The following is a 25,625-nucleotide window of genomic DNA, read 5'->3' on the forward strand; positions in this document are numbered from 1 at the left end:
CATGGACGCCGACTTCGCGGCATACATCGAGCGGGTGCGCGCTCACCGCGGCGAGCTGCGCGACTCGGTCGCAGCCGTGGACGACGCGCTGGCCTCCCCGATCGCCCGCGGAGGGGCGTGGCGGGAGCGGGTGCGCGCTGCGCTGGCCGAGCTGTCGCACGACTTCCGCGACCACATCGACCTGACCGAGCGGCCCGGTGGCATCTACGACGGGGTGCGGCACGGGGCGCCACGGCTGATCTCCGCGGTCGACCGGCTGACCGGCGAGCATGCGCGCTACTCCGAGGCGATCGGCGGCTACCTGGCGGTGCTGGAGCATGGCGGGACGATCGCCGACCTGCCGGCCTTCCGCGAGGAGGTCACCACCCTGATGGGCCAGCTGGTGCGGCACCGGCAGATCGGCGCCGACCTGGTCTACGAGGCGTACGAGGTGGACCTCGGCGGCTCCGGCTGACCGGCACGTGGGGCGCGCAGGTCGTCGCGGAGATCGGTTGTGGGTCGGTCGGTGACGAGCAGGTGGCCACACGTCGCGCCCGCCGGGTGAGGTCGACGGGTCAGAAATACCAGGGGTAGGGCGACCAGTCGGGGTCACGCTTCTCGAGGAACTGGTCGCGGCCCTCCACGGCCTCGTCGGTCATGTAGGCCAGCCGGGTCGCCTCTCCGGCGAAGACCTGCTGCCCCATCAGCCCGTCGTCGAGCAGGTTGAACGCGAACTTGAGCATCCGCTGCGCCTGCGGGCTCTTGCCCATGATCTCGCGGGCGACCTGCAGCGCGTCCGACTCGAGCTCGGCATGGGCGCTGACGATGTTCACCGCGCCCATCCGGTGCATGTCGTCCGCGGTGTAGGTGCGGCCGAGGAAGAAGATCTCGCGGGCGAACTTCTGCCCCACCATCTTGGCGAGGTAGGCCGAACCGTAGCCGCCGTCGAACGAGCCCACGTCGGCGTCGGTCTGCTTGAACCGGGCGCACTCGCGGCTGGCCATGGTCAGGTCGCACACGACGTGCAGCGAGTGTCCGCCGCCGGCAGCCCACCCGCCGACCACGGCGATGACGACCTTGGGCATCGTGCGGATGAGGCGCTGCACCTCGAGGATGTGCAGGCGGCCACCCTCGGCCTTCACCCGTCGCTCGTCGATGGTGTCGGCGGTGTCTCCCTGCGCGTACTGGTAGCCCGACCGGCCACGGATCCGCTGGTCGCCCCCGGAGCAGAACGCCCACTGGCCGGCACTGCCCGAGCCGTCCGGACCGGGGCCGTTGCCCGTGAGCAGCACGACGCCCACGTCCGGGGTGCGGCGCGCGTGGTCGAGGGCCCGGTAGAGCTCGTCGACGGTGTGCGGGCGGAACGCGTTGAGCACCTCGGGCCGGTCGAAGGCGATCCGCACCGCCCCCACCTCGCGCGCCCGGTGGTAGGTGATGTCGGTGAACTCGAACCCCTCCACCGCGTCCCACGCGTCGGGGTCGAAGGGCTGGCTCACCACAGGCTGCTCACTCACCTGCGCGAGCCTAGCCGCGCCAGAGGCGAGGTATGCCGCGCGGTCGCCCCCGCGACATACCTCGCCGTGGTGCGGGCTAACCGAGGACGGTGAGCCGCAGACCCGGGAACCGCTGGAAGCCGCGGTCGAAGGTGACGAAATGTGCGTCGAGGCCGATCGCCTGGGCGGCGAACCAGGCATCGGTGATGTCGTTACCGCGCAGCTCCAAAGCGGTGACCATGGTGGTGAAACGTTGCCAGGCGTCAGGGCCGGACCGTATGCGCTCGGCCATGGGCGCGGACCGGATGCGCTCGCAGAAGGCCAGGGCTCGATCGGTCGAGGCCGTGTGGGCCTTGATCCGCCGGTTGGTGCAGATCCGCACGGTGGCTGTCAGCGTCTCGTCGATGATGCCGACGGGCTCGGTCCCTGTCAGCGCCCGGACCAGGGCCTCGTTCGCCACGGGGTAGCTTGCGGCGTCCAGGTCCATGGCGTTCACGAAGACGTTGACGTCGAAGATGATCACCGGGGGTCGTTGTCGCCCAGGGCGTCGGCCAGGGCTTCCTTGTCGAGGATGTCGACGAGAAAGCCGCCGCCGTGATAGCTGGGCAGGCTGAAGCCCGCCCGTCTGCGCTCATCGGCCTCGATCTGGCGGGCCAGCAGCTCGCGGAGAGCCTCTTCGAGGACGCTGCTGACCGTGCGATCCGTGCGGGCGGCCAGGACCTTCGCCTCTCGGAGGAGGCTGGCGTCGATCGTGATGGTGGTGCGCATGGCATCAGTGCATCACAGGGTGCATCATGATGCAAGGAAATCGCCCTCGTCTCGAACGGAGGCTGTGGACAAGTGGGCGGGAGTGTCGGCGGGGGCTGTCAGGGTTGGTCCCAGAGCGGCGGCCCGGGGGTGGGTCGCCCTGGCAGATGGGGGCAGGGATGAGCCACGGCGATGGCGGCCGGCAGTGGGGCGACGCGGCGGCGGTGCTGCCGTTCGGCCGACGCAGCGACGACGAGCGCCGCTACGAGGACCTGATGGGCGACGACGGCTTCGATGACCGGTTCGACGACGGCGATGACGGCTTCAGTGGCGGATACGGGCCCGACCTCGGTCACTTCACCATGGTCGTGATGATGGACGACAAGGTCGTGGACACCGTGCGGCGACCCGTCCGGGGGAGCGGCTACGAGTGCGCCGCGCTCGAGCTCGGGCGCGGCACGCCTCGCCCGACGCCCCGGCCCACGGTCGTGCACGTGCCGATGCAGCCTCGGCACGAACTGGCACTGACCTGGTTGCGCTCCCTCGTCGGAGGTCCGGACGAGCTGGCGGCACTGACCGCGCAGCCGCTGCCCGACGAACCGCTCGACGTGAGCCGCGTGCCGGGCGACCTGCGTGAGCGGGTGACCGCGATCTCCGACCGGATCGACGCCGTGGCGCTGTCCCTGGTCGGGGTCGAGGGCCGCACCGCCTGCCGGCGCCTGCTGGTGCGCGCCGTGGCCGCCGAACCCGCCCTGCTGCGGGGTTACGACCGCGACGACATGTCGGCCGGTGCGGTGCTGCATGCGGTCGCCATGGCCAACGACCTGGTCGGCGCTGGCCGGGCGGTCGCGGCATCCGCCCTGTGGCGGCACCTGGGGCTGCGGTCCTCTCCGCACGACCGGGCCCGCAGGTTCGCGCACGCCGTGGCCGGCCCCGACGGCGTGGAGGTCGACCTGGGCCACCCCTACCGCTCCTCCCAGACGTGGAGCCTGGGCTGTGCCGACCTGCTGATCGGCCGGTTCAGGGCCTTCCTGATCAGGCAGCGCGTCCTCGCCGACGCCGAGCCGGCCGCGCCGGCCGTGCCTGTCGACCCGGTCGCCGCTGTCGGTCCGCCCGGATAGCTTCGGGGCCATGGCACTTCGCTGGTACACCGTCGTCATCGACTGTCACGACATCCGTCATCGACTGTCACGACATCGCGGCGCAGGCTCGCTGGTGGGCGGAGACGCTCGACTTCCAGATCGTCTACGAGGACGAGCACGAGGTCGCGGTCATTCCGAAGCACATGAGCGAGGACGTGATCGAGGACGGCGCGACCTGGATGCGGCAGGCCCAGGGGCTGGTCTTCGTGCCGGTGCCCGAGGGCAAGACGGTCAAGAACCGGCTGCACCTCGACCTCGCGCCGCACACCAGCCAGGACCGCGACGCTGAGATCGCGGCGCTCCTCGAGCGCGGTGCGACCCTCGCCGAGGTCGGCCAGGACGACGACGTCACGTGGACGGTCCTGGCCGACCCCGAGGGCAACGAGTTCTGCGTGCTGTCGAGCCGCGACCGCTGAGCGGTCGCGGCAGGGGGCGGGGGCCGGGGGCCGGGCTAGGCCGCGAGGGCTTCCTCGAGGTCCTTGGCGATGTCCTCGGGCTTGGTGGTCGAGCCGTAGCGCTTGATGACCTGGCCGTCGCGGCCGACGAGGAACTTGGTGAAGTTCCACTTGATCTTGCTGCCGAGCAGGCCGCCCTTCTCCGACTTCAGCCAGTCGAAGACCGGGTGGGCGTCGGCACCGTTCACGTCGACCTTGGCGAACATCGGGAAGCTCACCCCGTAGTTGCGCTGGCAGAACTCGCCGATCTGGGCCTCGTCACCGGGCTCCTGGCCACCGAACTGGTTGCACGGGAAGCCCAGCACGACCAGGCCCTTCTCCTCGTACTCGCCGTACAGCTTCTCCAGGCCCTCGAACTGGGGGGTGAAGCCGCACTCGCTGGCGGTGTTGACGACGAGGGCGACCTTGCCGGCGAAGTCGGCCAGCGGCTGCTCCTCACCGGTGAGGGTGGTGGCGGTGAAGTCGGAGAGAGTCGGCACGGGGGGAGCCTTTCGGGTGACGGTCGGGGGGACGGACTCGGCTGGCGGGTCCGGAAGGTGGTTGGGCCTGTTCCCCGGGCAGGCCGAAGTGACCTGCTTGGGTGGGATTCGTAGCCACTGGTGCAGCGGATTCCCGTCCACACCTATTCCATCGGGATTGTCGCCGATGTCCATGACGGGCCAGAGGGGTCCCCGCCCGGGTGAACCGCGTGAGCCGCTGCCTCGTCTCCACCTGACGGGGGCAGCCATGCCCCCGGAACCTGTCAGGAGGACTGCATGAACAGACTCAAGCAGTGGGGCGTGCTCGCCTCGGCAGCAGGGCTCGGCGCGGTGGGCGTCGCAGCGTTCACTGCGGCGGCCTCGGCCGACGGTGGTAGCGGCGGCCAGAAACCCTTCACGATCACCGAACGCCTCAGTGGCTTCCACGAGACCCCGCTGGCCCTGTCGACGAGCGGGCAGGGCTCGATCCGCCTGCGCATCGACCCGGTGGCGGGCACGATCGCCTACACGGTGCGCTATGCCAACCTCGAGGGCACCGTCACCCAGTCGCACATCCACTTCGGGTCACCGTCGCAGACAGGTGGGGTCAGCGTCTTCCTGTGCAGCAACGTCGGGTCCCCTCCGGGCGTGGTCACGCCGGCCTGCCCGACGACCAACCCGGGCGAGGTGAGCGGGGTCCTCGACTCCTCCGACGTGATCGGCCCCACCGGGCAGGGCATCGCGCCGGGTGAGCTCTCCGAGCTGCTGTCGGCGATCCGGGCCGACTCGACCTATGCCAACGTCCACAGCACGAAGTACCCGGCGGGTGAGATCCGCAACCAGCTGAGCGCGCACGACGACCACTGAGCGCAGGGGGTCGCGCCCGGGCCGACAGCCACGGTCCGGGCGCGTCTGCTGCAATGGGCGCATGACGTCGCCGCCCTCGCCCGAGCCGCCTCCGGTCGAGGAGCTGCTCGCGGGGCTCCGGGTGGTGTCGATCCCCCTGCGGGTCCGCTTCCGCGGGGTCACCGTGCGCGAGGCGGCCCTGCTGCGCGGCCCGTCCGGGTGGGCGGAGTTCGCACCCTTCCTCGAGTACGGGCCGGCTGAGTCCGCGCGCTGGCTGGCCGCCGCCGTCGAGGCAGGATGGGGCCGGTGGCCGCAGCCGCGACGCGACCTCGTCCCGGTCAACGCGACCGTGCCGGCCGTGGCCGCCGCTGACGTGCCAGGGGTGCTGGCCAGGTTCGAGGGCGCGACGACGGCGAAGGTCAAGGTGGCCGAGCGGGGCCAGCGCCTCGAGGACGACCTCGACCGCGTGGCCGCGGTGCGCGACGTGCTGGGCCCGGCCGGCCGGATCCGGGTGGATGCCAACGGCGGCTGGTCGGTGCGCGAGGCGACGGACGCACTGAGCCGCCTCGCGGCATACCGGCTCGAGTATGCGGAGCAGCCGTGCGCGCAGGTGAGCGAGCTGCGCGAGCTGCGCCTCGCCCTCGCCCGCCACGGGACCGACGTGCTGGTGGCCGCGGACGAGTCGATCCGCAAGGCCGAGGACCCGGTGCGGGTGGCGCGCGAGGAGGCGGCCGACCTGGTCGTGGTCAAGGTCGCCCCGCTCGGCGGGGTGTGGCGCGCGCTGCAGGTGGTCGGTGAGTGTGGGCTGCCTGCCGTGGTCTCGTCGGCGCTCGACACGTCGGTGGGCATGGCCGCGGGGGTCGCGCTGGCGGCAGCGTTGCCCGCGCTTCCATTCGCCTGTGGGCTCGGCACGGTGGCCCTGCTGGAGGGCGACGTCACCCACGCACCGCTCCTTCCACGCGCTGGGGTCCTCCCGGTCGGCCGGGTGGAGGCGGACGAGGCACTGCTCACGCAGTGGGCGGCCCCCGCCGACCGCGTCGACTGGTGGACCCAGCGGGTCCGGGACTCCTGGGCGGTCCTGGCCTGACGAGCCTCTCGCTGCGACCCCGGGCCCGCGCACGGATCGCCCCGCGTGGCTAGAGTCGGGGCCGTGAACATCGTCTTCGTGGAGCCGGGGTTCCCTGCCAACCAGCGCCGGTTCGCCCTCGCGCTCGCGTCGGTCGGGGCCAACGTCATCGGCATCGGGGAGTCCGACGAGTACACCCTCGACGACGAGCTCCGCAGCGCGATGAGCGGCTACTACAAGGTCGGCTCGGTGACCGACCTGCGCGCGATGACCGAGGCCGTGCAGTTCATCCAGTCCAAGGTCTGGGTCGATGCGCTCGAGGCCACGGTCGAGGCGCACACGATGGTGGCCGCCCAGGTCAGGGAGGCCACCGGCGTCCCCGGCACCTCGGTGCGCACCACCTGGCTGTGCCGTGACAAGCCGTCGATGAAGCAGGCGCTGCGCGAGGTGGGCGTCCCCACGGCCGCGTCCGCCGCCATCGACCACGCCCACGAGGCGTGGGCGTTCGCCGAGGCGGTCGGCTACCCCCTCATCCTCAAGCCCCGCGACGGCGCCGGCGCCAAGGACACGGTGCGGGTCGACAACGACGCCGAGATGGCCCACGCGCTCACCGAGTTCGGCTCGCACGGAGCCGCGTCGATCGCGATCGAGGAGTTCGTCGAGGGGCACGAGGGCTTCTACGACACCATCGCCAAGGATGGCCACGTCGTCCACGACTGGACCACGCACTACTACCCCAACGTCCTCGAGGCGATGCGCAGCCGTTGGATCTCCCCACAGTTCGCCACCACCAACCGGATGACCGACTCGTCGTTCTACAGCGAGGTCGCCGCCATGGGTGCCAAGGTCATCGAGGCGCTGGGCATCGGGACCAGCGCGACCCACATGGAGTGGTTCCACGGACCCAAGGGCCTGAAGTTCTCCGAGATCGGCTGCCGGCCACCTGGCGTCGGCTGCTGGGACCTCTACTCCGCGAGCAACGACGTGGATGTCTACCGGGAGTGGGCGCACATCATCACGCACGGCGTCCCCGAGTCGCCGATGCGTCGCCCCTACTCCGCCGGCATCGTGGCCCTGCGCCCCGACGCCGACGGCCACATCACCGGGTACAGCGGCATCGACGAGATCCAGGGGCGCCACGGCGAGTGGATCATCGACGGCCACTTCCCGCCGGTGGGCCACCACACCCAGCCGGTCGAGGCGGGCTACATGGCCAACGCCTACGTGCGGATGCGCCACCCCGACTACGACACCCTGCGCGGGATGCTCGACGACGTGGGGCGCACCGTCCACGTCCACGCGGGCTAGTCCCGGCCCCTGATGCGCACCGTCCTCCTCGGGCCGCAACGGTTCATGACCACGGCCGGCACCGCCTTGCGTTCCCTCGGTGTCGACGGACCCGTCGCGACGATCAACGCCGGCTGGGAGGAGCGCGAGGACGTCGTCGACGAGCTCGACACCGTCCTCGGCGGCGACACCCGCCACCTGCGGCTCTACCACCGCAGCCTTGACGTGATCACCAAGGACGAGGCGTTCGGCAGCGCCGCGCTCGCCTTCCGCGACCGCCACGACGCGCTCCTGTCCCTCTACCGGCTGCGCCTCCAGAACGCCATGGACGGTGTGTATGCCGTGCAGCGCCGCACGCGCGAGGGCGAGGGACGAGTCCGGGGCGAGCCCACGGCATACGCTGCCCTGGACGACTCGATCGAGGTCGTCCGGCACGTCGACCAGTGGTACGCCACCCAGCTCAAGGGGCTCTACACCGACCTCGACGGGGCAGCGCCGATCGACTCCAGCGGGGTGATCGGCTGGCACCGTGGTGAGCTCGCCGACCTGCTCGGGCAGTCGGCGGCGGTCGTGCTGACCGGTGGCCACGTGGGCACCCTCCTGCGGACCCTGCGGCTCTTCGCGATCAGCATCCCCGACGACGTGCCGGTGATCGCCTGGTCCGCCGGGGCGATGGCGCTGACCGAGCGGGTCGTCCTGTTCCACGACCACGGCCCGGAGGGGAACACCGAGGCCGAGGTGTTCGACCGCGGGCTGGGCCGGGTCCAGGGGATCGTGGCCCTGCCGCACGCCCGGCGCCGGCTGCGGCTCGACGACCGGGACCGCTGCGCCGTCATGGCCCGCCGGTTCACCGACCAGCACTGCGTCCTGCTCGACGACGGCACCGCCCTCGAGCTGACGGAGGACGGGGGGCTGCCGCGCGGTGCCCGGATCCTCGGCATCGACGGAGCGGTCCACGAGCTCGGCGCGGCGAACGGGGCGAAGACGGTGGACGATGCGCGCGGAGCGCACGAGGTCATGGACGGCCGGGGGGCCGGCTCGTGAGTGAGGCACGCCTGGTCATCAACCGGCTCCGGGAGCGCCTGCCCGTCGACGGAGCCACCCTCGACCGGTTCATCGCCCGGCACGGTGCCCCGATCATCGAGGGCGAGCGGGCGACCTTCCTCTTCCGGGGCGAGGCCGACGAGGTGCGGGTCCGCCACCGGGTCGTGGGCCTGCCCGACCCGCTCCCGATGAAGCGGCTCCCCGACACCGACCTCTGGGCGGCGACGACCGTGCTGCCCAGCGGTTCGCGCGTCGAGTACCAGCTCGAGACCCGCCACGGCGACCGCTACGAGACCTTCAACGACCCGCTCAACCCCCGCGTGGCGCACTCGCCGATGGGGTCGAGCTCGGTCTGCGCCGCCACGGGCTACGAGGTGCCCGACTGGGTGCACCACGACCCGGAGGCCAGGCCTGGCGAGCTCATCGAGGACACGTTGACGTCGAAGGCGCTGCGTCGCGAGCAGCCGGTCAAGCTCTACCTGCCGGCGCGCTACAACCCCGCGCTGCGCTACCCCCTGCTGGTCGTCCACGACGGCGACGACTACCTCAACTACGCGGCGATGAAGACCGTGCTGGACAACCTCATCCACCGGCTCGACGTGGCACCCCTCATCGCGGCGTTCGTCCCACCCCGCGACCGGTTGCGGGAGTACCCGAACCACGCACCGCACGCCCGGTTCATCGCCCGCGAGCTGCTGCCCACGCTGGCCGAGCGACTGCCCCTGGTCGACGACCCCGAGGCGCGCTGCCTGATGGGGTCGAGCTTCGGTGGGATCGCGGCCCTGTCCACGGCCGTCCGTTATCCCGGCGTCTTCGGGTCCCTGTTCCTGCAGTCGGCGTCGCTGGTCTTCACGGACATCGGCACCGACCACGGCGGTGGGCCGGCCTTCGACCCGGTGGTGAAGTTCGTCAACCGCTACCGTGCGAAGCCGACGGCACCGGTGGAGCGGCTCTTCATGAGCTGCGGCACCTACGAACCGCTGATCACCCCGAACCGGTCGATGGTGCCGGTCTTCCGCAGCGCGGGCATGACGGTGAAGTACGTCGAGGCGCGCGACGGGCACAACTGGGAGGACTGGCGCGACCGCCAGCGTGACGGGTTGTCCTGGCTGTTCCCCGGACCCCAGAAGTTCGTGTACGAGTAGATGCACCCGACCAGATGGAGGACGGCATGAAGGTCACCGAACGCTGGCACTCGCAGCGGATGGGGCGAGACATCTCGCTCGTCCGCTGGGGCCACTACGGCGTGCCCGTACTCCTGTTCCCGACGGCCGGTGGTGACGCCGAGGAGGTCGAGCGCCACCACCTGGTGGGCACCCTGGCCCCGATGATCGAGGCCGGCCGGGTCAAGCTCTACTCGTGCGACAGCGCCGCGGGCCAGGCGCTGCAGCGCAACGAGGGCTCGCCCGAGCACCGCATGTGGCTGTTCAACCAGTACCACCAGGCCATCGCCGAGGAGGTGGTGCCTGCCATCCACGCCGACAGCTCCCCCCAGTCGGTGGTCGTGGCCGGTGCCTCGATCGGTGCCTTCAACTCGTTCGCCATGATCTGCCGCTACCCGCACCTCTTCAGCGCGGCGATCTGCATGAGCGGCACCTACCACGTGGAGCAGTTCATCGGCGGCGACACCACCGAGGACTGGTACTTCTCCTCGCCGCTCCAGTTCCTCCCCGGGCTGGAGGGGCCGGCCTTGGAGATGTTGCGCCACCGCTACGTCGTGCTGGCCTCGGGCAGTGGCCGCTGGGAGGACGTGGGCGAGTCGTGGGCCGCGGCTGATGCGTTGGGCCGCAAGGGAATCCCCAACCGTGTCGACGACTGGGGCGACCGCTACGACCACGACTGGCCGACCTGGTGGGAGATGCTGCCGCTCTACCTCGACGACCTGGTGCCGTGACGCAGGGTTCGCTCGCCGAGCGCCTCGCCGCTGCCGTCGACGCCGGTATGCCGCGGGCTCGCGACGACCTCGCACGTCTCGTCGGGCTGCGCTCGGTCGCCAACCCCGCGATCGAGCCGCAGAGCGAGTGCGTGGCCGCCGCCGAGCTGGTCGGTGACCTGTTCACGCAGGCCGGCGTGGACGGCATACAGGCGCATCCCACGCCGGACGGCTCGCTCGCGGTGGTCGGCCGCACAGCCGGCCCGGCTGGCGCGCCCACGGTGCTTCTCTACTCGCACTACGACGTGGTGCCGGTCGGCGACCCGGACGGGTGGCAGACGCCGCCCTGGGAGCTGACCGAGCGTGACGGGCGTTGGTACGGAAGGGGATCTGCCGACTGCAAGGGCAACCTCGTGGCCAGTCTGCTCGCCCTCCGGGCGCTCCGGGAAGTGCTCGGCGCCTGGCCCGTGGGGGTCGCGGTCGTCTGCGAGGGCTCCGAGGAGCAGTCGAGCGGTGGGATGGAGGCGTTGGCCCGCGCTCGACCGGACCTCGTCGCCTGCGACGCCCTGCTCCTTGCGGACACCGGCAACGTCGAGGCCGGCCTACCCACCCTGACGACCTCGCTGCGGGGCACGGGCAGCGTGCTGATGACGGTGCGCACCATGACCCACCCGGCACACTCCGGCATGTACGGCGGTCCGGCGCCCGACGCACTCCAGGCCCTTCTCACCGCCCTCGCCAGCCTGCGTGGCACCGATGGTGAAACCACCATCGACGGGTTGTCGCACGAAGGGGTATGGGACGGAGCGCCCTTTGACACCAACCGCTTTCGTGAGGACGCCGGCCTGCTCGACGACGTCGAGCCGCTGACCGGGACGGGCGCCATCGCTGACCTGCTGTGGGCACGCCCGGCAGCAACCGTCCTGGCCATCGACTGCCCACCCATCTCGCAGGTGACGGCTGCGGCACAGGGGGAGGCGCGCGCCGTGGTCAACCTGCGGGTGCCCGCAGACACCGACGCCGAGGCCGCGCAGCAGCTGCTCATCGCGCACCTTCGCGCGCACACGCCGTACGGCGAGGTCGAGATCAAGCCGGTCTCCCTCGGCCACGGCTTCCGGGCGCGGACCGATGGACCGGCCTACGCGGCGATGCAGCGAGCCATGCGCACTGCCTTCGGTCGGGACGCCGTCACGACCGGGCAAGGCGGCTCGATCCCCTTGGCCACAGCGCTCGCAGAGCTCGTGCCCGACGCCGAGATCATGCTGCTGGGTGTCGAGGAGCCCGCCTCGCGCATCCACGCGCCGGGCGAGAGCGTCGACCCCGAGGAGCTGCGGCGGACCGCGCTCACCCAGGCCCTCTTCCTGGCGGAGCTGGGAGGTTGGGACAGCCTGGCGGAGCTGGGAGGTTGGGACAGCCTGGCGGAGCTGGGAGGTTGGGACAGCCACGCGGACCTCGGTGGGCTGACGGAGGAGGGGTCATGAGGGTCCGCTGGGTCTGGACCTTCCTCGACCTCCCTGAGCAGCGCTTCGACGAGGCTGTCGAGTACTGGCGCGCGGTGACCGCGACGGTCGTCTCGCCGCGGCGCGGTGACCGCGAGGAGTTCGCCACGCTGCTCCCCGCCGACGGCTCGGCGTGGGTCAAGGTGCAGCGGGTGGGCGGCCCCGGCGGGGTGCACCTCGACCTCGACGTGCAGGAGCCCCTCGAGAGGGCCCGCGACGAGGCCCTCAGGCTCGGCGCCGAGGTGCTCGCCGAGGTGCCCGACGACGACGGGGTGCTGGGCGTCGTCGTGTGCCGCTCGCCCGGCGGTTTCGTCTTCTGCCTGACGCGGTGGCAGGCCCACGAGACCGCTGCGGGCCAGGTCCGATCGGGAGCGCAGACCCTGCTTGACCAGGTCTGCCTGGACGTCCCCGCGTCCGGGTATGCCGCGGAGCTCGCCTTCTGGTCCGCGCTCACCGGGTGGGAGGCCCGGCCGGGAAGCGTCCCGGGCTTCACGAGCCTGCTGCGGCCCGACGGCATACCGGTGCGGTTGCTGCTCCAGCAGCTCGTGGAGGGTGACGAAGACGTGCGGGCGCACGTGGACTTCGCCTGCCGTGACCGAGAGGCCGAGACGGCGCGGCACGTCGCCCTCGGGGCTGCCGTCGAGCGCGTCGAGGCCGTCTGGACGGTGCTCGTCGACCCGGCCGGGCGTCGCTACTGCCTGACCGAGCGCGATCCGCTGACCGGGCTCGTAGCGCGCTAGGCCGTCCACAGCTCGAGCGCTCGCTGGCTGTGCTCCACAGGCAGGTCGTCGGTCGCTGGGGCGCGACGGGCCAGCGCGACAGCCTTGCGACATGGTGGGGGAGCCGGAACAGATCAGGGTGGTGGCCGCCCGGCTGAGGGCCGAGGCGGACCGGGTGCGGTGGCTCGCCACGCGGGTCCTCGGGACCGGCGACGTGGCGTGGCGCTCACCGGCGGCGACCCTGTTCCGCGTCCGGGTGGCCGAGCGGGCCGATGGCCTGCGGCGCTGCGCGATCGACCTCGAGACGGCTGCCCGTCTGGTCGAGGTGCACGCCGAGGCGGTCACCGTCGCCCGCGCGGAGCTGGCCCAGGTCGTCGCGATGGGCGCGGCGCTGGGTGCGCGAGTGGTGGGGCGGGGGTGAGCACTGGTGAGGGCCGTTCGAGCGGGCTCCGCGTGCGGGGAGGCTCTGGCGGCGTGGCCGTGGGGCTGGACTCGCTCGACGAGGCCGCCCGCGCTCTCGCGGAGGTGGCGCGCGAGGCAGGCGTGGTCGTGGGCCTCGTGGCAGCCGGTGCCGCCGACGCTGACGTGGTGGCCGGCGCCCTCCTCAGCCCTGCGACGGGGGTGGTCGTCGAGGAGGCACTGGTCGAGGAGGCTGGGCCGCTGGGGCTCGGGTGCGAGGTCGCGGCACTGGTCACGCTGGCGGCCACGGTGCGGGCAACCGCGGCTGCCTACCGCGCCGGAGAGGCGGCTGTCGGCGCGGCGGTCGAGCGCGCCCAGGACGCAGTGCTGTTCGCAGCGGGACAGCTGGCTCCGGAGTTGTTCGTCGGTGTCCTGGCCCTCGACGCCCTCGGGGTGGACGTCGCAACCCTGCTCGACCGGCTGGTGTTCGACCAGCCCGGAGTCGCCGACCTCGCCGGCGGCGCGGAAGGGCTGGTGCTGGGCCTGCAGTCGAACCCGCTCACCGCTCCGCTGGTCCCCGTCAGACCGCCATCGTTCGGCCGGGGCGCGCACGGCGACGACGGCGCGGGCCGCGACTACGAGCTGGCCGTCTCGACGCTGGCGGACTCCGCCGGGGTGTGGGGACTGCTCGACGACCGTGGTCGGGCACAGGTCACGGCCGAGCCGGTGCCGCGATCCGGCGCTCGGGCCCCGCGAAGCCTGCGCGACCTCGCCGCCGACCAGCGCAACGTCGGAGACGGCGAGGACTACGGCGGCCACGTGCGCGTCATCGAGGTGCCGCAGCCGGGCGGGTCCGTGTGGGTGGTGGAGATCAGTGGCACCCAGGACTGGGACCCCCGGGCCGGCGAGACACCGTTCGACCTCACCACCGATGTCCGCTCGATGGCGCAGGAGGCCACCGTCCTCGCCGACGGCGTGCAGCAGGCACTCGAGCAGGCCCAGGCGGAGTCGTCAGTCCGGGCGGCGCCGCTCGACCGCGCTCCCGTGATGCTGGTGGGACACAGCCTCGGAGGCATCGCCGCGGCCGGGCTGGCCTCGTCGCCCCGGTTCACCGCAGGGCACCTGGTCACCCAGGTCGTGACCATGGGCGCGCCGGTGGGTCGCATGCCTGTGCCGGTCGACACCCAGGTCCTGTCGCTGGAGCACACCCGTGACGCCGTCCCGCGGCTGGACGGCCAGCGCAACCCCGACCGGTCGGGCTGGGTGACGGTGACGCGCGACGCCCACGGTGACGGGGTCGACCGGGCCAGCCAGACCCATGACGTGAGCGGATACGTCGACACCGCTGCCCTCATCGACGCATCCACCGACCCGTCGCTGGTCACCTGGCGCTCGACCAGCGCCCCGTTCTTCGACGGGGCGACCCACGGCGAGCCCGTGATCCGCGACTACGCGATCACCCGGGTGCGGCCCTGACCAACGAGCCCCCGCGGTGGTGGCACAATCCGACCCGTGAACCCGTCCACCGCCCTCGCGACGGTCCTGGTGGACGAGCTGGTCCGGCAGGGAGTCCGCCACGCGGTCCTCTGCCCGGGCTCACGGTCGGCGCCGTTGGCCTACGCCCTGCGCGAGGCCGAGCGCGCTGGTCGGGTCGAGCTGCACGTGCGCGTCGATGAGCGGTCCGCAGGGTTCCTCGCGCTGGGCCTGGCCAAGCTGACCCGGGTGCCCGCGGTCGTGGTGACGACGTCAGGCACGGCCGTGGCCAACCTCCACCCTGCGGTGCTCGAGGCGCACCACGGAGTCGTGCCGCTGGTCGTGCTCTCGGCGGACCGACCGGTCGAGCTGCGGGGGACGGGTGCCAACCAGACCACGGTCCAGCCGGGCATGTTCGCCACGGCGGTGCGGTGGTCCGCCGACGTGGACGCCCCCCGCGGCCCCGCCGGCGAGCTCGGGCGCTGGCGCTCGCTGGCTGCCGACGCCGTCCGCCACGCCACCGGCGCCAGGGGCGCTGGGGAGCCGGGCCCGGTCCACCTCAACGTCCAGTTCCGTGAGCCCCTGGTGCCGACGCCGGGCCGGGCCCGGCCGGAGGAGCTGGCCGGGGCAGCCGACCCGGTGCCCGCACTCGGGGCCGAGCAGCGCGAGGACGTGGCCGGCTCGGGCACGGTGTCGGGGGGCCGTGGCCCCACCGACGGCTCGGGCGAGGGGGCCACGCGCGAGGCACGCACGCTGGTCGTGGTGGGCGACCTGCCCGACCCCGAGCAGTTCGGGCGGGTGCTCGTCTGGGCGCGCAGCCACGGGTGGCCAGTCGTGGCCGAGCCGTTCGGGACCCACCCGCGTGACGGTGTGACGCCTCACGCCCCGTTGGTCCTGGCGAGCGAGGAGTGGCTCGCCGCCCACGCCCCCGCGCGAGTGGTCACGGTGGGTCGGGTCACGCTGTCCCGACCGGTGGCGGCCCTGTTGCGCCGACCCGGGGTCCGTCTGGAGGCGGTCCGCACGCACCGGTGGATCGAGTCGGCCCCGACGGTGGCGCGGATCTGGGAGCCGGAGGTGCTCGACGTCCTGGGTGACCACCGGGTCGAGGGCTTCGCAGGCGGGTCGAGCTGGGCGACTGCCTGGGTGGACGCAGGACATGCGGTCGGCGCCACCCTGTCGGGTGCCTCGTCAGAAGAACGGGCCCATCTCGGCACCCTCGATCCGGAGCTGCTCGGCATCGACATCGCCCGCCTGCTCTGGCACGAGATCCCTTCTGGCGCAACGCTCTTCGTCGGATCGTCCAACAGTGTGCGGGACCTCGACCTGACCGCCGGTCGGCGCGACCACGCGATGACCGTGGTGGCCAACCGCGGCTTGGCCGGCATCGACGGCTGTGTCTCGACGGCCGTGGGGATCGCCTTGGCTGGGTCACGGCCGGCCTATGCGTGGATGGGAGACCTGACGTTCCTCCACGACGCGAACGGCTTGCTGGTCGGACCCCTCGAGCGGCGACCGGACCTGACGATCGTCGTGGGCAACGACGACGGAGGGGGCATCTTCACCCTGCTCGAGCCCGGTGAGCCAGACCGGGCCGAGGACTTCGAGCGGCTCTTCGGCACGCCGACCGGGGCTGACTTGGGCATGCTCTGTGCCGCGCTCGGCGTGGTCCACCAGCGGGTCACGACAGCGCGGGAGCTGGCCCTCGCCGTGGCGAGCCCGCCACGGGGGGTGACGGTCATCGAGGTGCCCGTCACCCGCGACCTGCACCGCAGCAGTCATGCTGAGATGCGCCGTGCCGCTCGGTCTGTCCTCGGCGACCTGCCATAGTCGTGCGGCAGAAGCCCGCACGCAGGAGGGAGGAGGCCCGATGAGTGCCACGACTCGGTCGGCGCCACGGCTCGAGGACGTCGCGCGCGTCGCGGGGGTATCCCACCAGACCGTCTCCAGGGTCATCAACGGCTCGTCGAAGGTGGCGCCCGCCACCCGTGACCGGGTGCTCGAGGCGGTGCGCGAGCTGGGATACCGCCGCAACAACGCAGCGAGGGCCCTGGTGACGCAGAAGTCCGGGGTGATCGGGGTCGTGGTCGCGGGGCTGGGCTACTTCGGTCCGTCGAGCACCGTGGTCGGCCTGGAGCTGGCAGCACGGGCCCAGGGCTACAGCATCGTGCTCGCCTCCCTCCCGGAGGTGACTCCCGAGGCTACCTCCGAGGCCATCGACCACCTCGTGTCGGAGTCGGTCGAGGCGATGGTCCTCATCGCCCCTGACGACACCGGGCTCGACCTCGGGATCGGTTCCAGGCTGCCCATTCCGGTCGTGGTGCTCGATGCCGAGCCGGGTCGCGCGAGCTTCGCCGTCGGCGTCGACCACGAGGCCGGCGCCGCGCTCGCCACCCAACACCTCGTCGACCTGGGCCACGAGCACATCGCGCACATCAGTGGCCCGCGGGACTGGTACCAGGCACAGGCTCGCGAGACCGGATGGCGCCGCACCCTGGTCCAGGCGGGGCTGGAGGTGCCGGAGGTCCTCGTGGGCGACTGGAGTGCCTCGAGCGGGTATGCCCTGGGCCGCGAGCTGGCCGCCGAGGGGAGGGCGACCGCCGTCTTCGTGTCGAACGACCAGATGTCCATCGGGCTCCTGCGGGCGCTCGCCGAGGCCGGCCTGCGGGTGCCACAGGACGTGAGCGTGGTGGGCTTCGACGACATCCCCGAGTCGGAGTACTTCACCCCGCCCCTGACGACGGTCCGCCAGAACTTCGTGGCGCTGGGCCGCGGGGCGCTGGAGCTGCTCACCGAAGGCATCCGGGGCGAGAGCACCTCGGGCTCTGTCGTCGTCCCACCGAAGCTGGTCGTGCGAGCATCCACGGCCCGGCGGCATACCTGAGGGTCGTCACCCTCCGATCCGAAAAGATTCGGCCGTGCCTCTTGACGGCGCTGAATGTTAGCGTTAACACTACCGGTTAGCGCTAACACGCCACTGCGAACCGTCGCACCGCCCCGCTCACCGAGGAGCTGTTCAATGCCGAACGACCGCACCGAGTCCTACGTCGTGGGCGTGGACTTCGGCACCCTCTCGGGCCGCGCGCTGGTCGTCCGGGTGAGCGACGGGGCCGAGCTCGCCACCGCGACGTGCGACTACCCCCACGGAGTGGTCGACACGGTCCTGCCCGGCACCGGCCAGAAGCTCCCGCCCGAGTGGGCCCTGCAGGTCCCGACCGACTACGTGCACGTGCTGCGCACTGCAGTCCCCGAGGCAGTCCGGCTCGCGGGCATCGACGCCGCCGACGTGATCGGGATCGCGACCGACTTCACCGCCTGCACGATGCTGCCCACGCTCGAGGACGGCACTCCCCTCTGTGAGACCGCCGAGTTCGCCTCCGAACCGCATGCCTACGTCAAGCTCTGGCGTCACCACGCCGCCCAGGGGCAGGCGGACCGGATCAACGAGCTCGCCGCCCGGCGTGGGGAGTCGTGGCTCCCGCGTTACGGCGGCTTCATCTCCTCGGAGTGGGAGTTCGCCAAGGGCCTCCAGCTCCTGGAGGAGGCCCCTGAGGTGTATGCCGCGACGGCACGCTGGGTCGAGCTCGCGGACTGGATCGTGTGGCAGCTGTGCGGAGAGTACGTCCGCAACGCGTGCACCGCCGGCTACAAGGGGATCTACCAGGGAGGGGAGTACCCGTCCCGCGAGTTCCTCGCCGAGCTGAACCCGGGATTCGCGGGTTTCGTCGACGACAAGCTCGCCCACCGCGTCGGCCAGCTCGGGGAGGCCGCCGGCCGGCTCACAGCCGAGGCCGCGCGCTGGACCGGGCTGCCGGAGGGCATCGCCGTCGCGGTCGGCAACGTGGACGCCCACGTGTCGGCGGCAGCGGCCCAGGCGGTGGAGCCCGGCCAGATGGTGGCCATCATGGGCACGTCGACCTGCCACGTCATGAACGGCGCGGTGCTGCGCGAGGTGCCGGGCATGTGTGGCGCCGTCGAGGGCGGCATCGTCCCCGGTCTCTGGGGCTACGAAGCCGGGCAGTCGGGGGTCGGCGACATCTTCGGCTGGTTCGTGCACGGGGCGGTCCCGCAGGAGTACCGCGCCGCCGCCGACGAGCGCGGGCTCACCGTCCACGAGTACCTCACCGAGCTCGCCGCGGAGCAGCCGATCGGCGGGCACGGCCTCGTCGCCCTGGACTGGCACAGCGGAAACCGCTCCGTCCTGGTCGACCACGAGCTGTCCGGCCTGGTCGTGGGGCAGACCCTCGCGACCCGGCCCGAGGACACGTACCGTGCGCTGCTCGAAGCGACGGCCTTCGGCGCGCGGGTGATCGTCGAGACCTTCGCCGAGGCCGGGGTCCCGGTCACCGAGTTCATCGTGGCCGGGGGCCTGCTGCGCAACCCGCTGCTCATGCAGATCTATGCCGACGTGCTGGGCATGCCGTTGTCAGTGGTCACCTCCGAGCAGGGGCCCGCCCTGGGGTCGGCGATCCACGCGGCGGTGGCAGCAGGTGCCTACCCCGACGTCCGCAAGGCCGCCGGGGCGATGGGTGGACGACAGGTGGCCGCCTACCTGCCCGTGCCGGCCAGCGTTGCCGCCTACGACGAGCTGTTCGCGGAGTACCGCACCCTGCACGACTACTTCGGCCGCGGCACCAACCCGGTGATGCGGACACTCAAGGCGATCCGACGGAGGGCCCACGCATGAGCGCCAGCACGAGCGCCGCCGTGCGCGAGGCCGTCGACCGGGTGAGGCGGGACGTCGCCGACCTGCACGCCGAGCTCACCCGCAACGAGCTCGTGATCTGGACCGCCGGCAACGTGTCGGGCCGGGTCCCCGGAGCCGATCTCTTCGTCATCAAGCCGTCGGGCGTGACCTACGACGACCTGACGGAGGAGTCCATGGTGGTGTGCGACCTCGAGGGCCGCCTCGTCGAGGGAGAGCGCCAGCCGTCCTCGGACACGGCTGCGCACGCGTACGTGTACCGGCAGATGCCCGAGGTCGGCGGCGTGGTGCACACCCATTCGACCTACGCGACGGCGTGGTGCGCCCGCCGTGAGCCCATCCCCTGCGTCCTCACGATGATGGCCGACGAGTTCGGGGGGGACATCCCCGTGGGTCCCTTCGCCCTCATCGGGGACGACTCGATCGGGCGAGGCATCGTCGAGACCCTGCGGGGCAGTCGCTCCAAGGCCGTCCTGATGGGCGGGCACGGACCGTTCACGATCGGGCGCGACCCCCGCGACGCGGTCAAGGCGGCCGTGATGCTCGAGGACGTCGCGCGGACCGTCCACGTCGCCCAGCAGCTCGGGCAGGTGTGGCGCCTCGACGACGCGGACATCGACCGGCTCTACGACCGCTACCAGAACGTGTACGGACAACAGGACGGAAACCGATGAGCACCGCGACTGCCCCCCAGATCTGGTTCCTGACCGGCAGCCAGGGCCTCTACGGGGACGACGTCCTCGACCAGGTCGCGACCCAGTCCCGCACCATCTCGGACGCCCTCGCCTCGGCGCGGGCCATCGTCCCGCAGGTGGTCGCGAAGCCGGTGCTCACCGACTCCGACGCCATCCGGCGGGTCATGCTCGAGGCGAACAGCGCCGACGAGTGCATCGGCGTCATCGCCTGGATGCACACGTTCTCGCCCGCGAAGATGTGGATCTCCGGGCTGGAGCGACTGCAGAAGCCGCTGCTGCACCTGCACACCCAGGTCAACCGTGACCTCCCATGGGCCACGATCGACATGGACTTCATGAACCTCAACCAGGCCGCGCACGGCGACCGCGAGTTCGGCTACGTGCAGTCCCGCCTCGGGGTCCAGCGCAAGACCGTGGCCGGCCACGTCACCGACCCCGTGGTCGTCGAGGGTGTCGCGACGTGGGCGCGTGCGGCGACCGGACTGGCTGCGGTGCGCAGGCTCAAGCTCGTGCGGTTCGGCGACAACATGCGGGGCGTCGCGGTGACCGACGGCGACAAGGTGGAGGCCGAGCGACGCTTCGGCGTCTCGGTCAACACCCACGGTGTCAACGAGCTGGTGGCCGTTGTCGACGCGGTCGGCGACGAGGACGTCACCGCCCTGGTCAAGGTGTATGCCGAGGAGTACGACGTGGTGCCTGAGCTCGCCGCGGCGGGGGAGCGGCACGACGCCCTCCGGTATGCCGCGCGGATCGAGCTCGGGATGCGCCAGTTCCTCGTCGAGGGCGGGTACGGCGCGTTCACGACGAACTTCGAGGACCTCGGGGGGCTGCGACAGCTGCCCGGCCTGGCCGTGCAGCGGCTGATGGCCGACGGCTACGGCTTCGGCGGAGAGGGTGACTGGAAGACCTCGGTCCTGCTGCACACCCTCAAGGCCATGGCGGCGGGCCTGCCCGGCGGCACCTCGTTCATGGAGGACTACACCTACCACCTGGCCCCCGGTGCCGAGCTGATCCTCGGCGCGCACATGCTCGAGGTCTGCCCGACCATCGCCAATGCTCGCCCACGGGTCGAGATCCACCCGCTGGGGATCGGGGGCCGCGAGGACCCCGTCAGGTTGGTCTTCGACGCCGCACCCGGCGCCGGCCTCACCGTCGGCATGGCGGACATGGGCGACCGGTTCCGCTTGGTGGGCAACGCGATCGACGTCGTCCACCCGCTCGCCGAGCTGCCGAAGCTGCCCGTGGCCCGGGCGGTCTGGAGCCCCCTTCCCGACCTGCGGACCTCCACGACCTCGTGGCTCACCGCTGGGGGACCGCACCACACCGTGCTCTCGACCGCCCTGCGGCGCGAGCACCTCGATGACTTCGCCGAGATGGCGGGCGTGGAGCTCGCCTTCATCGACGGGACCACCACGACTCGTGGGTTCGCCCAGGAGCTGCGGTGGAACAACGCCTACCACCGACTGGCCCAGGGACTCTCCTGACGGCCGGTGCGGGCACGCAGCAACACACGCAGGACACTCGATCAGCCGGCAAAAGCGCAGGTTGACTTGCACAGAATGGAGCACACAGTGGTGCGCAGAATGATTGCGGCTCTTGCAGTCGGTGCCCTGGCTGTCGGCCTGAGCGCCTGCGGCCGGCAGACCGAGGCCAACGCCGGCACCGGCGGAGACGGACCGGCCGCCAAGGGCACGATCGGGGTCGCGATGCCGACCAAGACGTCCGAGCGCTGGATCAAGGACGGCGACTACATCAAGCAGCAGCTCGAGGCCGCCGGTTACAAGGTCAACCTCCAGTACGCCAACGACGACATCCCGACCCAGGTCACCCAGGTCAACGACATGGTGACCAAGGGCAACCAGGTGCTCGTCGTCGCCTCGATCGACGGCACCGCCCTCAAGGGCGCGCTCAAGGAGGCCAAGGACGCCGGGATCCCGGTCATCGCCTACGACCGACTGCTCCGTGACACCGACGCGGTGGACTACTACACGACCTTCGACAACCTCAAGGTCGGCAAGCTGCAGGCCGAGTCCCTGCTGAAGGGTCTCGAGGCCAGCGGCGCCCCCAAGCCGTGGAACGTCGAGCTGTTCGCCGGCTCGCCCGACGACAACAACGCGACGTTCTTCTTCAATGGTGCGATGCAGGTCCTCCAGCCCAAGATCGACGCCGGTGACATCAAGATCGCGTCCGGCGAGACCAACTTCAAGACCGTGGCGACCCTGCGCTGGGACGCTGCCGTCGCGAAGAAGCGCATGGAGAACGTCCTGACCAAGGCCTACTCGAAGGCCGACGTCAACGGCGTGCTGTCGCCCTACGACGGCCTGTCCCGCGGCATCATCGCTGCCCTCAAGGGCAGCGGCTACGGCAGCGGTGGCAAGAAGCTCCCCGTCGTGACCGGTCAGGACGCCGAGCTCGAGTCGGTCAAGTCGATCCTCGCCGGCGAGCAGTACTCCACGGTCTTCAAGAACACCCGTGACCTGGCCCAGGCCACCGTGAAGATGATCCAGGAGATCGCCGACAAGAAGACCGTGACCGTCAACGACACCGAGTCCTACGACAACGGCGTCAAGAAGGTCCCGACCCAGCTGCTGGAGCCGGTGGCGGCCGACAAGGAGAACGTGAAGCAGGTCCTCCTCGACGCCAAGTACTACACCGAGGACCAGCTGAAGTAGTACACCCATGAACGCCCGGTGGTGGCGGCGTCTCGCGTGCCGCCACCACCGGGTTCCAGGACCATCCCCCACCCAGACCCATGCAACGAGGCGTGACGATGAGCGAACCCATCCTGTCGATGCGCTCCATCACCAAGGTGTTCCCCGGCGTCAAGGCGCTGTCGGACGTGAGCCTTGAGGTGGCGCGCGGCGAGATCCACGCGATCTGCGGCGAGAACGGCGCCGGCAAGTCGACCTTGATGAAGGTGCTCTCGGGCGTCTACCCCTACGGCAGCTACACCGGCGACATCCACTTCGAGGGCCGGCCCTGCGAGTTCAAGGGCATCCGCGAGAGCGAGAGTGCCGGCATCGTGATCATCCACCAGGAGCTCGCCCTCATCCCCGAGCTGTCGATCCTCGAGAACCTGTTCCTCGGCAACGAGCAGAGCCGCGGCGGGGTCATCAACTGGTATGCCGCGCGGCAGCGAGCGCTCGAGCTGCTGGCGCGGGTGGGGCTCCGGGAGGACCCGGACACCCCGATCCGCGCGATCGGCATCGGCAAGCAGCAGCTGGTCGAGATCGCCAAGGCGCTCGCCAAGGACGTCAAGCTGCTCATCCTCGACGAGCCCACTGCCGCCCTCAACGACACCGACTCCCGCCACCTGCTCGACCTCCTGCTCGGCCTCAAGGCCAAGGGGATCACGTCGATCATGATCTCCCACAAGCTCGGCGAGATCGAGGAGATCGCGGACTCGATCACCATCATCCGTGACGGCCGGACCATCGAGACCCTCGACGTCAGCCGCGGTGAGATCAACGAGGACCGCATCATCCGGGGCATGGTAGGTCGCGACCTCGACCACCGCTTCCCCCCGCACGAGCCCTCGATCGGCGACACCCTCCTCGAGATCCGCGACTGGTCGGTCGGCCACCCCGAGGACTCGGGACGCCTCGTCGTGAAGGGTGCGTCACTGACCATCCGACGGGGCGAGATCGTCGGCCTCGCAGGGCTGATGGGAGCCGGCCGGACCGAGCTCGCCCGCAGCGTGTTCGGTCAGTCCTACGGTCACAAGGTGAGCGGCGAGCTGGTCAAGGAGGGGCGCGCGGTCAAGGCGAACACCGTCCAACAGGCCATCGACGCCGGACTCGCGTACGTCACCGAGGACCGCAAGAGCCTCGGGCTCAACCTGCTCGACAGCGTCAAGGTGTCGATCACGGCGGCCGGGCTCAAGAAGATCCGGCGACGCGGGGTGGTCGACGAGCGCGCCGAGGTCGTCGCGGCCAACCGCTATCGCACGAGCATGAACATCAAGACCCCGTCGGTCGAGTCTGGCGTCGGCAAGCTGTCCGGTGGCAACCAGCAGAAGGTCGTCCTCGGGAAGTGGATGTTCACCGAGCCCGACGTCCTGATCCTGGACGAGCCCACCCGTGGCATCGACGTCGGGGCCAAGTACGAGATCTACGAGATCATCAACCAGCTCGCGGACAGCGGGCGGGGCGTGCTCGTGATCTCCTCCGAGCTCCCCGAGCTGCTCGGCCTGTGCGACCGCATCTACACCCTCTCCGCCGGTGTCATCACCGCCGACGTACCCCGCGAGCGCGCGGACCAGGAAACGCTCATGCGCTACATGACCCAGCGAAAGGCAGACTGACCATGGCCACCCAGACCGCACCCGAGCGCGTGGAGGAGCCCGTCGCCCCCACCTCCTCGCTGCTGAGCGAGATCCGCCGGAGCATGAGTGGCAACATCCGCCAGTACGGGATGATGATCGCCCTCCTGCTGCTCGTCGTGATGTTCCAGATCCTCACTGACGGCCTGTTCCTCCAGCCGCGCAACGTCACGTCCCTGCTCGTCCAGAACGGCTACATCCTGATCCTCGCGATCGGCATGGTGATGGTCATCATCGCCGGCCACATCGACCTCTCGGTCGGTTCGGTGTCGGCCTTCGTCGGAGCCACGGTCGCGCTGTCGATGCAGCGCTTCGACCTGCCGTGGCCGGCCGCGATCCTGCTGGGCCTGGCCCTCGGGTGCCTCGTCGGCGTGTGGCAAGGCTTCTGGGTGGCGTACGTCGGCATCCCCGCCTTCATCGTGACCCTCGCCGGCATGCTGCTCTTCCGCGGGCTGGACCTGATGATCCTCAACGCCGAGAGCATCCCGGTGCCCGAGTCGTTCCAGAAGATCGCCAACGGGTACATCCCCGAGATGGGGCCGGTGACCGGCTACCACAACCCCACGCTGGTCCTCACCCTGCTGGCCATCGCGGTCATCGTCTGGCTGGAGCTCAAGAAGCGGTCCGAGCTGCGCAGCTACGGCATCGAGGTCCCGCGCCTGGTCATCTCAGTCCTCAAGCTCGTCGTCGTGGGTGGTCTGCTCCTGGTCTTCGGCCTCCTGCTGGCCTCCTACAAGGGCGTGCCGGTCGTGGGCCTCATCCTCGGCGGCCTCGTCATCTTCTACACGTTCGTCACGCAGCGGACCGTCCTCGGGCGCCACATCTACTCGGTCGGCGGCAACGCCAACGCCGCACGCCTCTCCGGCGTCGACACCCGCCGGGTCGACATGTTCGTCATGGTGAACATGGGCTTCCTGGCCGCCATCGCGGGCATGGTCTTCACCGCATACCTCAACGCCGCCAACCCCAAGGACGGGGTGAACTTCGAGCTCGACGCGATCGCGGCGGTCTTCGTCGGTGGCTCCGCCGTCGCGGGTGGCGTCGGCACGGTCACCGGCTCGATGATCGGCGGCCTCGTGATGGGCGTCCTCAACCTCGGCCTCGCCAACCTCAGCGTGGACTCGAACTTCGTCCAGATCATCAAGGGCCTGGTGCTGCTGGGGGCCGTCGCGTTCGACGTCTACAGCAAGTCGCAGGGCAAGCCGAGCTTCATCGGGATCATCCTCAAGGGGTTGCAACGAGGTGGGGGCGACGGCTCGGGCGGTCCGGGCGGCGGCACGGGTCCATCGACACCGGTCGCCGAGGGCGCGGAGGGCGCCGGCTTCCGCAACGCCAGCCGGTCCCACACCGGGACGGTCGAGAGCAGTGCACCACCCACACCCCAACCCAGCGCCGGATAGCCACCTGGCACGGATCGGGCCGCCGCC

Annotated in this window: 25 protein-coding genes; 21 read left to right on the forward strand and 4 right to left on the reverse strand. The window is 71.1% G+C overall.

Annotated elements, in window-relative coordinates; all coding sequences use genetic code 11:
• Position 1: 1 nt before the first annotated feature.
• Positions 2-454: a hypothetical protein gene (locus AC1DWJ_RS06795; protein WP_457254063.1), complete on the forward strand. Its 453-nt coding sequence runs from the start codon at positions 2-4 to the stop codon at positions 452-454.
• Positions 455-554: 100 nt separating this feature from the next.
• Here AC1DWJ_RS06795 and AC1DWJ_RS06800 read toward each other — a convergent pair whose 3' ends face one another.
• The 3 genes from AC1DWJ_RS06800 to AC1DWJ_RS06810 all read right to left on the reverse strand — a co-directional run bounded on the left by AC1DWJ_RS06800 (position 555) and on the right by AC1DWJ_RS06810 (position 2,240).
• Positions 555-1,493: a 1,4-dihydroxy-2-naphthoyl-CoA synthase gene (locus AC1DWJ_RS06800; protein WP_477620328.1), complete on the reverse strand. Its 939-nt coding sequence runs from the start codon at positions 1,491-1,493 to the stop codon at positions 555-557.
• A 76-nt stretch (positions 1,494-1,569) separates the two neighbouring features.
• Complete coding sequence (locus tag AC1DWJ_RS06805) at positions 1,570-1,995, reverse strand: TA system VapC family ribonuclease toxin (protein WP_457254060.1); 426 nt, start codon at positions 1,993-1,995, stop codon at positions 1,570-1,572.
• Positions 1,992-2,240, reverse strand: coding sequence for a CopG family ribbon-helix-helix protein (locus tag AC1DWJ_RS06810; RefSeq protein WP_457254058.1), 249 nt, complete (start codon positions 2,238-2,240; stop codon positions 1,992-1,994). The genes AC1DWJ_RS06805 and AC1DWJ_RS06810 overlap by 4 nt, the downstream gene beginning before the upstream one ends.
• A gap of 158 nt (positions 2,241-2,398) precedes the next feature.
• On the opposite strand from AC1DWJ_RS06810, the gene AC1DWJ_RS06815 reads away from it, so the two are divergent.
• Together AC1DWJ_RS06815 and AC1DWJ_RS06820 are read left to right on the forward strand one after the other, a co-directional pair.
• Positions 2,399-3,340 carry a hypothetical protein gene (locus AC1DWJ_RS06815; RefSeq protein WP_457254057.1) on the forward strand — a complete coding sequence of 314 codons (942 nt, stop codon included), beginning with the start codon at positions 2,399-2,401 and terminating at the stop codon, positions 3,338-3,340.
• A gap of 74 nt (positions 3,341-3,414) precedes the next feature.
• Complete coding sequence (locus AC1DWJ_RS06820) at positions 3,415-3,777, forward strand: VOC family protein (protein ID WP_477620371.1); 363 nt, start codon at positions 3,415-3,417, stop codon at positions 3,775-3,777.
• 35 nt (positions 3,778-3,812) lie between these two features.
• Here AC1DWJ_RS06820 and AC1DWJ_RS06825 read toward each other — a convergent pair whose 3' ends face one another.
• Positions 3,813-4,295, reverse strand: a complete 483-nt coding sequence (locus AC1DWJ_RS06825) for a glutathione peroxidase (protein ID WP_477620329.1) — start codon at positions 4,293-4,295, stop codon at positions 3,813-3,815.
• Between the two features lie 276 nt (positions 4,296-4,571).
• Here AC1DWJ_RS06825 and AC1DWJ_RS06830 point away from each other — a divergent pair, with 276 nt between their 5' ends.
• From AC1DWJ_RS06830 to mmsB, 18 genes are all read left to right on the forward strand, one after another.
• A complete protein-coding gene (locus AC1DWJ_RS06830; RefSeq protein ID WP_477620330.1) occupies positions 4,572-5,141 on the forward strand; it encodes a CHRD domain-containing protein in 570 nt (189 codons plus the stop codon).
• 61 nt (positions 5,142-5,202) lie between these two features.
• On the forward strand, positions 5,203-6,207 hold the full coding sequence (locus AC1DWJ_RS06835; RefSeq protein WP_457254053.1) for an o-succinylbenzoate synthase: 1,005 nt from the start codon (positions 5,203-5,205) through the stop codon (positions 6,205-6,207).
• A gap of 63 nt (positions 6,208-6,270) precedes the next feature.
• Complete coding sequence (locus AC1DWJ_RS06840; protein WP_457254052.1) at positions 6,271-7,494, forward strand: ATP-grasp domain-containing protein; 1,224 nt, start codon at positions 6,271-6,273, stop codon at positions 7,492-7,494.
• Positions 7,495-7,506: 12 nt separating this feature from the next.
• Complete coding sequence (locus tag AC1DWJ_RS06845; RefSeq protein WP_457254051.1) at positions 7,507-8,517, forward strand: type 1 glutamine amidotransferase family protein; 1,011 nt, start codon at positions 7,507-7,509, stop codon at positions 8,515-8,517.
• Positions 8,514-9,662, forward strand: coding sequence for an alpha/beta hydrolase (locus tag AC1DWJ_RS06850; RefSeq protein WP_457254050.1), 1,149 nt, complete (start codon positions 8,514-8,516; stop codon positions 9,660-9,662). Before AC1DWJ_RS06845 ends, AC1DWJ_RS06850 begins: the two co-directional genes overlap by 4 nt.
• Positions 9,663-9,688: 26 nt before the next feature.
• Positions 9,689-10,411 carry an esterase family protein gene (locus AC1DWJ_RS06855; RefSeq protein ID WP_457254049.1) on the forward strand — a complete coding sequence of 241 codons (723 nt, stop codon included), beginning with the start codon at positions 9,689-9,691 and terminating at the stop codon, positions 10,409-10,411.
• Entirely contained in the window at positions 10,408-11,871 is a 1,464-nt protein-coding gene (locus AC1DWJ_RS06860) for a M20/M25/M40 family metallo-hydrolase (protein WP_477620331.1), read from the forward strand. The genes AC1DWJ_RS06855 and AC1DWJ_RS06860 overlap by 4 nt, the downstream gene beginning before the upstream one ends.
• Complete coding sequence (locus AC1DWJ_RS06865; RefSeq protein WP_457254046.1) at positions 11,868-12,629, forward strand: VOC family protein; 762 nt, start codon at positions 11,868-11,870, stop codon at positions 12,627-12,629. The genes AC1DWJ_RS06860 and AC1DWJ_RS06865 overlap by 4 nt, the downstream gene beginning before the upstream one ends.
• Before the next feature lie 91 nt (positions 12,630-12,720).
• Entirely contained in the window at positions 12,721-13,029 is a 309-nt protein-coding gene (locus AC1DWJ_RS06870; protein ID WP_477620332.1) for a hypothetical protein, read from the forward strand.
• Between the two features lie 53 nt (positions 13,030-13,082).
• On the forward strand, positions 13,083-14,483 hold the full coding sequence (locus AC1DWJ_RS06875; RefSeq protein WP_477620333.1) for a PGAP1-like alpha/beta domain-containing protein: 1,401 nt from the start codon (positions 13,083-13,085) through the stop codon (positions 14,481-14,483).
• A gap of 36 nt (positions 14,484-14,519) precedes the next feature.
• A complete protein-coding gene (gene menD, locus AC1DWJ_RS06880) occupies positions 14,520-16,307 on the forward strand; it encodes a 2-succinyl-5-enolpyruvyl-6-hydroxy-3-cyclohexene-1-carboxylic-acid synthase (RefSeq protein ID WP_477620334.1) in 1,788 nt (595 codons plus the stop codon).
• Between the two features lie 40 nt (positions 16,308-16,347).
• Positions 16,348-17,361, forward strand: coding sequence for a LacI family DNA-binding transcriptional regulator (locus AC1DWJ_RS06885; RefSeq protein ID WP_457254042.1), 1,014 nt, complete (start codon positions 16,348-16,350; stop codon positions 17,359-17,361).
• A 135-nt stretch (positions 17,362-17,496) separates the two neighbouring features.
• Positions 17,497-19,164: a ribulokinase gene (araB, locus tag AC1DWJ_RS06890; protein WP_457254041.1), complete on the forward strand. Its 1,668-nt coding sequence runs from the start codon at positions 17,497-17,499 to the stop codon at positions 19,162-19,164.
• Positions 19,161-19,856, forward strand: a complete 696-nt coding sequence (locus AC1DWJ_RS06895) for an L-ribulose-5-phosphate 4-epimerase (RefSeq protein ID WP_457254040.1) — start codon at positions 19,161-19,163, stop codon at positions 19,854-19,856. The genes araB and AC1DWJ_RS06895 overlap by 4 nt, the downstream gene beginning before the upstream one ends.
• The gene (gene araA, locus AC1DWJ_RS06900; protein ID WP_457254039.1) at positions 19,853-21,361 is read left to right on the forward strand and encodes an L-arabinose isomerase; all 1,509 of its coding nucleotides are present in this window, start codon (positions 19,853-19,855) and stop codon (positions 21,359-21,361) included. Before AC1DWJ_RS06895 ends, araA begins: the two co-directional genes overlap by 4 nt.
• A gap of 99 nt (positions 21,362-21,460) precedes the next feature.
• Complete coding sequence (gene chvE / locus AC1DWJ_RS06905) at positions 21,461-22,549, forward strand: multiple monosaccharide ABC transporter substrate-binding protein (RefSeq protein WP_457254038.1); 1,089 nt, start codon at positions 21,461-21,463, stop codon at positions 22,547-22,549.
• A 98-nt stretch (positions 22,550-22,647) separates the two neighbouring features.
• Complete coding sequence (gene mmsA / locus AC1DWJ_RS06910) at positions 22,648-24,180, forward strand: multiple monosaccharide ABC transporter ATP-binding protein (protein WP_477620335.1); 1,533 nt, start codon at positions 22,648-22,650, stop codon at positions 24,178-24,180.
• Positions 24,181-24,182: 2 nt separating this feature from the next.
• A complete protein-coding gene (mmsB, locus tag AC1DWJ_RS06915; RefSeq protein ID WP_477620336.1) occupies positions 24,183-25,598 on the forward strand; it encodes a multiple monosaccharide ABC transporter permease in 1,416 nt (471 codons plus the stop codon).
• The last annotated feature ends 27 nt before the right edge of the window (positions 25,599-25,625 follow it).

Source organism: Pedococcus sp. P2_D7 (genome assembly GCF_056404295.1).

What these genes read in the sequence shown, in the direction of transcription:
- AC1DWJ_RS06835 (WP_457254053.1), top strand. Translation starts at nt 5,203, where the DNA reads ATGACGTCGCCGCCCTCGCCCGAGCCGCCTCCGGTCGAGGAGCTGCTC.
- mmsA (WP_477620335.1), top strand. Translation starts at nt 22,648, where the DNA reads ATGAGCGAACCCATCCTGTCGATGCGCTCCATCACCAAGGTGTTCCCC.
- AC1DWJ_RS06855 (WP_457254049.1), top strand. Translation starts at nt 9,689, where the DNA reads ATGAAGGTCACCGAACGCTGGCACTCGCAGCGGATGGGGCGAGACATC.
- araB (WP_457254041.1), top strand. Translation starts at nt 17,497, where the DNA reads ATGCCGAACGACCGCACCGAGTCCTACGTCGTGGGCGTGGACTTCGGC.
- AC1DWJ_RS06870 (WP_477620332.1), top strand. Translation starts at nt 12,721, where the DNA reads ATGGTGGGGGAGCCGGAACAGATCAGGGTGGTGGCCGCCCGGCTGAGG.
- araA (WP_457254039.1), top strand. Translation starts at nt 19,853, where the DNA reads ATGAGCACCGCGACTGCCCCCCAGATCTGGTTCCTGACCGGCAGCCAG.
- AC1DWJ_RS06865 (WP_457254046.1), top strand. Translation starts at nt 11,868, where the DNA reads ATGAGGGTCCGCTGGGTCTGGACCTTCCTCGACCTCCCTGAGCAGCGC.
- AC1DWJ_RS06815 (WP_457254057.1), top strand. Translation starts at nt 2,399, where the DNA reads ATGAGCCACGGCGATGGCGGCCGGCAGTGGGGCGACGCGGCGGCGGTG.
- AC1DWJ_RS06795 (WP_457254063.1), top strand. Translation starts at nt 2, where the DNA reads ATGGACGCCGACTTCGCGGCATACATCGAGCGGGTGCGCGCTCACCGC.
- mmsB (WP_477620336.1), top strand. Translation starts at nt 24,183, where the DNA reads ATGGCCACCCAGACCGCACCCGAGCGCGTGGAGGAGCCCGTCGCCCCC.
- chvE (WP_457254038.1), top strand. Translation starts at nt 21,461, where the DNA reads ATGATTGCGGCTCTTGCAGTCGGTGCCCTGGCTGTCGGCCTGAGCGCC.
- AC1DWJ_RS06885 (WP_457254042.1), top strand. Translation starts at nt 16,348, where the DNA reads ATGAGTGCCACGACTCGGTCGGCGCCACGGCTCGAGGACGTCGCGCGC.
- AC1DWJ_RS06810 (WP_457254058.1), bottom strand. Translation starts at nt 2,240, where the DNA reads ATGCGCACCACCATCACGATCGACGCCAGCCTCCTCCGAGAGGCGAAG.
- AC1DWJ_RS06830 (WP_477620330.1), top strand. Translation starts at nt 4,572, where the DNA reads ATGAACAGACTCAAGCAGTGGGGCGTGCTCGCCTCGGCAGCAGGGCTC.
- AC1DWJ_RS06845 (WP_457254051.1), top strand. Translation starts at nt 7,507, where the DNA reads ATGCGCACCGTCCTCCTCGGGCCGCAACGGTTCATGACCACGGCCGGC.
- AC1DWJ_RS06895 (WP_457254040.1), top strand. Translation starts at nt 19,161, where the DNA reads ATGAGCGCCAGCACGAGCGCCGCCGTGCGCGAGGCCGTCGACCGGGTG.